Genomic DNA, 5,298 nt, shown 5'->3' on the forward strand with positions numbered 1-5,298 from the left:
GCCAACAAGGCGCTGCGCAGGCTCAAGACCTATCTCGGCCGGACCATTCGCGACATCTCCCGCCAGATCGCCGGCGAAGAGGAGCTCGAGACGATCTTCAAATGGCCGCTCTACCAGGGCCTCGACGGTTCTGGAGCAGAGACAGCGCCAGCGCGGCCGCAACATCTACAGCCTGCACGCTCACGAGGTCGAGTGCATCGGCAAGGGCAAGGCGCATGCCCGATACGAGTTCGGTGTCAAGGTGTCGGTCGCCACAACGCTTGAGCGCTCGAAAGGCGGCCAGTTTCGCGCTGCACGCGAAAGCGCTGCGGGGCAATCCTTATGACGGCCATACGCTGGCAGCGATTATCCCCGACATGGAGAAGACCATCGGCAACGAGATCGGCCGCATCCTCGCCGACGCCGGATATCGCGGCCACAACGCACCCGACAGCCATAAGTTCAGGATCTTCACCGCCGGCCAGAAGCGCCGCGTCACAGCGGCCATCAAGCGCCCGATGCGCCGCCGCTCGGCGATCGAGCCGGTGATCGGCCACATCAAGGCTGAGCACCGCATGGGCCGCAACTACCTCGCCGGCGAGCAAGGCGACGCCGTCAACGCCATCCTAGCCGCCGCCGGATACAACTTCTCGCTGCTGCTGCTCAACTGGTTCGGGCAGCTTTTGTGGCTGCTCATCGCGACGCTCAATTGCATGGCAAAACCTGTCGCAGCCCGATCCGCCTTCATTGTTCACGGACGACGGGTTCAGGTCGGGTGAGTCGCTGTGCGAGATGGCATGCCGTATGGCTTTGCCCCTGTGCGAGACGGGATTGTCGATGACGACGTCGTCCGGCTTAAACGAGGGCACGATCACCTTATCGAGATAGAGCCGGAAGCGCTCGCCATTGATCGGTCCGTTGTGTCTACTGCCCGCGTGCTTCTTTTGGCGTTGTTCCAAAATGTCGTTTGAAGGCAATGCAGAAGTTAGAGGTGTGAGCGTAGCCTACTTCGTAAGCCACCCGTTTAAGAGGGGTATCGGCACCTTCCAGCAGCAACATTGCCCGCTTCATTCTGCGGTCTGTGATGTATTGGGCGTAGCTGACACCTGTTTCCCCGCGCAACTCATCCGACAGCTCCTCAGTGGACAGGCCGAGTGTAGTGGCAAGCTCCGACAGGGAGGGCGGGTTCTTCAGGTTTGCGTCGACCATGGTCTTGACGTGCTCGATGCGAATCAAACGCAGATCGGGACGGGATAGGAATTCGCCGTCGGACAGCAGCGTGCTCAGGCTGAGGCAGAGTAGTTCTTGGGATTTGGTCGAAATATAGTTTTTCACGAGCAGTGGATGTACGCCAGGGTTGAGCAATTTCTCGGCCGCTGACATGAGCGCATAGGGGAGCGGGCGGGAATACCAGAAAGCCTCGGCCTCATCACCGCTAGGGCCTGAAAAGTTCGGAAAGCAGATCGGGTAAAAGCCGAACAGCGACGCCAGTCTTTCTGGCCAGACGCCGACGGTCACGGACAACTCGTTGGCGCCACGAGTCCAGACACTTCGCTTGTAAAGTCCCTGGGGCTGATAATACACAGCGAGGGTCGGCTTGGTCAATTCATTCTGATGTGCACTGCCAAGCTCGATTCGCCGAGACCCGGACAAGTGGAGCAGAAACACCAAGCGACCTAGGCCCGGTTCATCGTCGTAAAATTCGTGTTTGGCCTCCAGCTTGCGCATTGTAAGGCAGGGGTTCTGGTAATCGTAGTAGCCAATTCCCTGACCCGAGGCGTGCTCAGCCGGAGGCAAGCAGCGGTGGCCACCCACCGCTTCAGTGCCGTCGGCTCTTTGGATGAGGAAACCGCTACCCTGGCTCAGGCGGCGGACAAACTCGTCGGTGTCGATCACATCCTGCCCTCGGGGCGAAAACAAGCAGCGCGGATGACTGTCTCCGGTTGCTTCGGAGGCCGATAAACAACAGCACTTTGTCTTGTGTTCTCATTGCATCAATTTATACGGCTAAGTGTGGAAAGCGTCAACTAGACCTCCAAAACTAGACCTCCAAAACGACGCATCGACTGGGCCCCCACTGCCGCGTGCCGAAACTGATCAACGATGGGGTATGCGATTCCCCTGTTATCGGCACGATTTTCCACCCCACCGAGGCGGACGGCATGGTAATCGGACGCATACATCCGCCATGCTGGTCTCGATTGATCCACCTGCTGCGACCACGGGAGTATTGCAGCTCCAAGAGGGCTCTGATCATAACAACCGAGGGCCGGGCATAACAATCAGGCATGATCAACCTCATCTAGGGAAAGCTAAAGTTCCGAGAATTGGTCGCCGCAGCTCCGTGCGGGGTCGCGGGTACGGCAATAGTGGTCCGATTGAGGCGACGGGCGCTTCCCAAGCTTGCGCGATCCGTGATGGAAATGGAGGAGGAAATCATGAATGACACCAGCTCCAAGCGGCAGCCCGCTCCGATGAGCCCCGGCGCGCCGATCATTCCGCGGACGGAGTGGGATCTTCCGCCGTACAACTGCTGGACGTTTCAGCGTGTGCGCGAGTTTATGCCGACCGCATCAATCTGGCGCGGCCGGGGACCTGTCGTGCCGCTTCCGGAGGGGATCGCCGACATCAATGGTATCGCGTTCGAGGTGGCTGGACGGCGTTCCACCATCCGCGATTTTTGCACAGCAGCTTTACGGATGGATTCCTCGTCCTGTCCCGCAGCGAGGTCATAGCCGAAACGTACATGAACGGCCTGCAGCCCAACTGCCAGCACCTCGCGATGTCGGTATCGAAGTCGATTGCGGGAACAGTGTTCAGCATACTTGTTCACAAGGGGCTCGTCGAGACGGAGAGCCTGGTGACGCAGTATCTGCCGGAACTCGAAGCGACCGCCTATCGCGCCGCAAAGGTGCAGCATGTGCTGGACATGACGGCGGGCGTGAGGATCACTGGACCCGGCTCCAAGCCTGGTACCCACGAGCACATGCTCATGCAGGCTGCGGGATGGTGGCCGGTGGAATCTCCTGACTACCCCCAGACCACGTGGCAACTCATCCTGAGGCTGACGAGCAGCAACGTCCACATGGCGCGCTATTCGACTACCGGTCGCCCGAAAAAACAACGTGTTGGGCTTCATCATGCAGCGAGCAAGCGGGAAGCCACTCGCGGAGCTCGTTAGCACCGAACTGTGGGCGCCGATGGGCGCGGAAGAAGACGCCTATATCACCGTCGACCATGCCGGCCTTCCCTGCACGGATCGCGGTTTCAAATGCGACCCTTCGTGACTATGCCCGGTTCGCGCTGCTGCACCTGCGCGGCGGAGAGCTAAACGGAAGGCAGATTGTTCCATCGGAATGGATCGAAAAGACGCGAGGGGCTAGTCATGATCTATTCCGGATATTCGATGGTGCCAGACAATGCCTCCCGAGAGGCGCTTACCACAACACCTTCTGGATCGAGGATTCTGAGCGACGGGCTTACATGTGCCGTGGGTATGGCGGCCAGCTGATCTATATGGATCCGCAAAAAGATTTTGCGGCGGTGAAACTGTCGTATTATCCAGATGATGGCAACTCCTCGAGTCGTACGATCGAGGCACTGGCCGCGATCCACGCCATCAGAGATGCGTGCGCGGCCCGCTGAATGGCTGGCCGCGAACCCCTGCCGTTGGCGGTTGCCATTCCACTCGCCAATCCCGTAGCAACGCCGGACAGGCTGGACGGCGTTGCGGACGACCTCTCCTCTAGCGAGCACGGGCAGGGCGTGGCCAAAGGAAAAGCACTACTTGGCTGTGATCGAGCCCCGGGGTCGGACCGGCGTCCACCAAGGTTCACGCCGATCCTGATCCTGCCTTATGGTTATACCGGAGACGGGGAATCCAGCACAAACCCGTGCCGATTTTGATCTAACATTGCTACGACTGACTGAGGTGTTCAATTGCCGCTCCACTCCCGATCATAACAATCGAAGGCTGGGCATAACTAATCGGGCTTAACTAGCAGGCGCCGTTTGGTGGAAGCTCGACGCCCAGAAAGCCAAGGAAAAAGGCAGGCTCCCATGCCAAATAGACGTCATTTTATCAAGAGCGCCGCAGGCTTGGCGCTCATTTCATCAGCACCTGGCCTCTGGTTTTCGCGGGCCATCGCCGCCTCCGTCAATGAGTTAGTGGCGGCGGCCAAAGCGGCGGGACAGAAGAAAGTAGTCGTCAGTATCGGTTCTGGCACATTTTTTGATCACCTCAAGGAGTTGTTCTTCGACCCCTTTACCAAGCAGACCGACATCGAAATAGCCGATGCCGGCGGCTGCTATGCGGAGAACGCAGCACGCGTGCGTGCCATGAGCGAAGCCAACAACATGGAATGGGACATCATCTCGGTCATTTTGGATGGCGTGCGGTCGCCGACAATTGCGCTTTACCTCGAAGATTTGGGCGACTGCTCCGAGTTATCTAATGTGGTATCAGAGGAGTTCGAGGGATCGTGCCTCGGAAACTCAGTACTCTGGGAAATGGAGGCCTCTGTCCTCTCCTACGACGAAAGTGCGTTTCCGTACGGCGGCATGAAGAGCTGGGCCTATTTCTGGGACGTCAAAGCATTCCCGGGGCCGCGTGCTCTTCCCAACTATGGCACGTCTTGGGAAGTATTGAGCGCCGCATTGCTTGCGGACGTTAAAGGAAGTCAATCCTCTGGATCTCGATCCCGCGGTCCAGAAGCGCGACCACTTAGACCGCAAATTACCTGGTGGACTAGCGGAAATCAGAGCCAACAACTGTCACCCACCAAGTAAGTAGTCGCCGCGATGGTCTGGAATGGACGTGCCGCAAAGCTGCGCAAGGAAGGCTTCCCGGTTTCTATTGTGTGGAACGGCGCCATTCTCAATGCAGATGCATGGGACATCACCAAGGGCGCGCCACATGCGATCGCTGCCAAGGCACTGCTGAACTACGTCTACAGCGCCCGGAAGCGCAAGCGGAATTCGCCAAGCGCATGAACTACGCGCTGCGCAACAAGCATGCGAGCGACTTTATGAACGCCTCTGTCAAATTGGCGCTGCCGACCGCGTATTCGTCCACAAATCATAAAGGGGATGTGACTTGGTTAGCAGAGAACAGGCAGAAGATCACCGAGTGCCGGACCGCATGTATTGGCGGATAAGTCAACAAATTTTGACGGCGGGAGCATTGGCTGCGGCCCAGCCCGCCTCATCGAAACGAGCGCTGCGGTCGCGAGTACGGGGACATCTGAACCGAATGTGCGGCACCGATGAGAGCGATGGCCGCCTAGGAGTTATGGCATGCACAAGAAAACCGTCGATACG

General features: G+C 58.5%; 4 protein-coding genes and 2 pseudogenes. 5 read left to right on the forward strand and 1 reads right to left on the reverse strand.

The window, feature by feature from the left end; all coding sequences use genetic code 11:
• Positions 1 to 758: pseudogene (locus AC0L3N_RS33520) on the forward strand (transposase); the annotation flags it as partial.
• 145 nt (positions 759 to 903) lie between these two features.
• Here AC0L3N_RS33520 and AC0L3N_RS33525 read toward each other — a convergent pair.
• Positions 904 to 1,875: a helix-turn-helix transcriptional regulator gene (locus tag AC0L3N_RS33525; RefSeq protein ID WP_473551943.1), complete on the reverse strand. Its 972-nt coding sequence runs from the start codon at positions 1,873 to 1,875 to the stop codon at positions 904 to 906.
• A 542-nt stretch (positions 1,876 to 2,417) separates the two neighbouring features.
• Between AC0L3N_RS33525 and AC0L3N_RS33530 the strand changes: the two genes are divergently transcribed.
• The 4 genes and pseudogenes from AC0L3N_RS33530 to AC0L3N_RS33545 all read left to right on the forward strand — a co-directional run bounded on the left by AC0L3N_RS33530 (position 2,418) and on the right by AC0L3N_RS33545 (position 4,971).
• Complete coding sequence (locus AC0L3N_RS33530; RefSeq protein ID WP_473551944.1) at positions 2,418 to 2,714, forward strand: hypothetical protein; 297 nt, start codon at positions 2,418 to 2,420, stop codon at positions 2,712 to 2,714.
• 11 nt (positions 2,715 to 2,725) lie between these two features.
• Positions 2,726 to 3,160 carry a serine hydrolase gene (locus AC0L3N_RS33535; protein ID WP_473551947.1) on the forward strand — a complete coding sequence of 145 codons (435 nt, stop codon included), beginning with the start codon at positions 2,726 to 2,728 and terminating at the stop codon, positions 3,158 to 3,160.
• A 56-nt stretch (positions 3,161 to 3,216) separates the two neighbouring features.
• Positions 3,217 to 3,624, forward strand: a complete 408-nt coding sequence (locus AC0L3N_RS33540; RefSeq protein WP_473551948.1) for a hypothetical protein — start codon at positions 3,217 to 3,219, stop codon at positions 3,622 to 3,624.
• Between the two features lie 414 nt (positions 3,625 to 4,038).
• Positions 4,039 to 4,971: pseudogene (locus AC0L3N_RS33545) on the forward strand (extracellular solute-binding protein).
• Positions 4,972 to 5,298 lie beyond the last annotated feature (327 nt).

The organism is Mesorhizobium sp. WSM4807 (genome assembly GCF_055811615.1).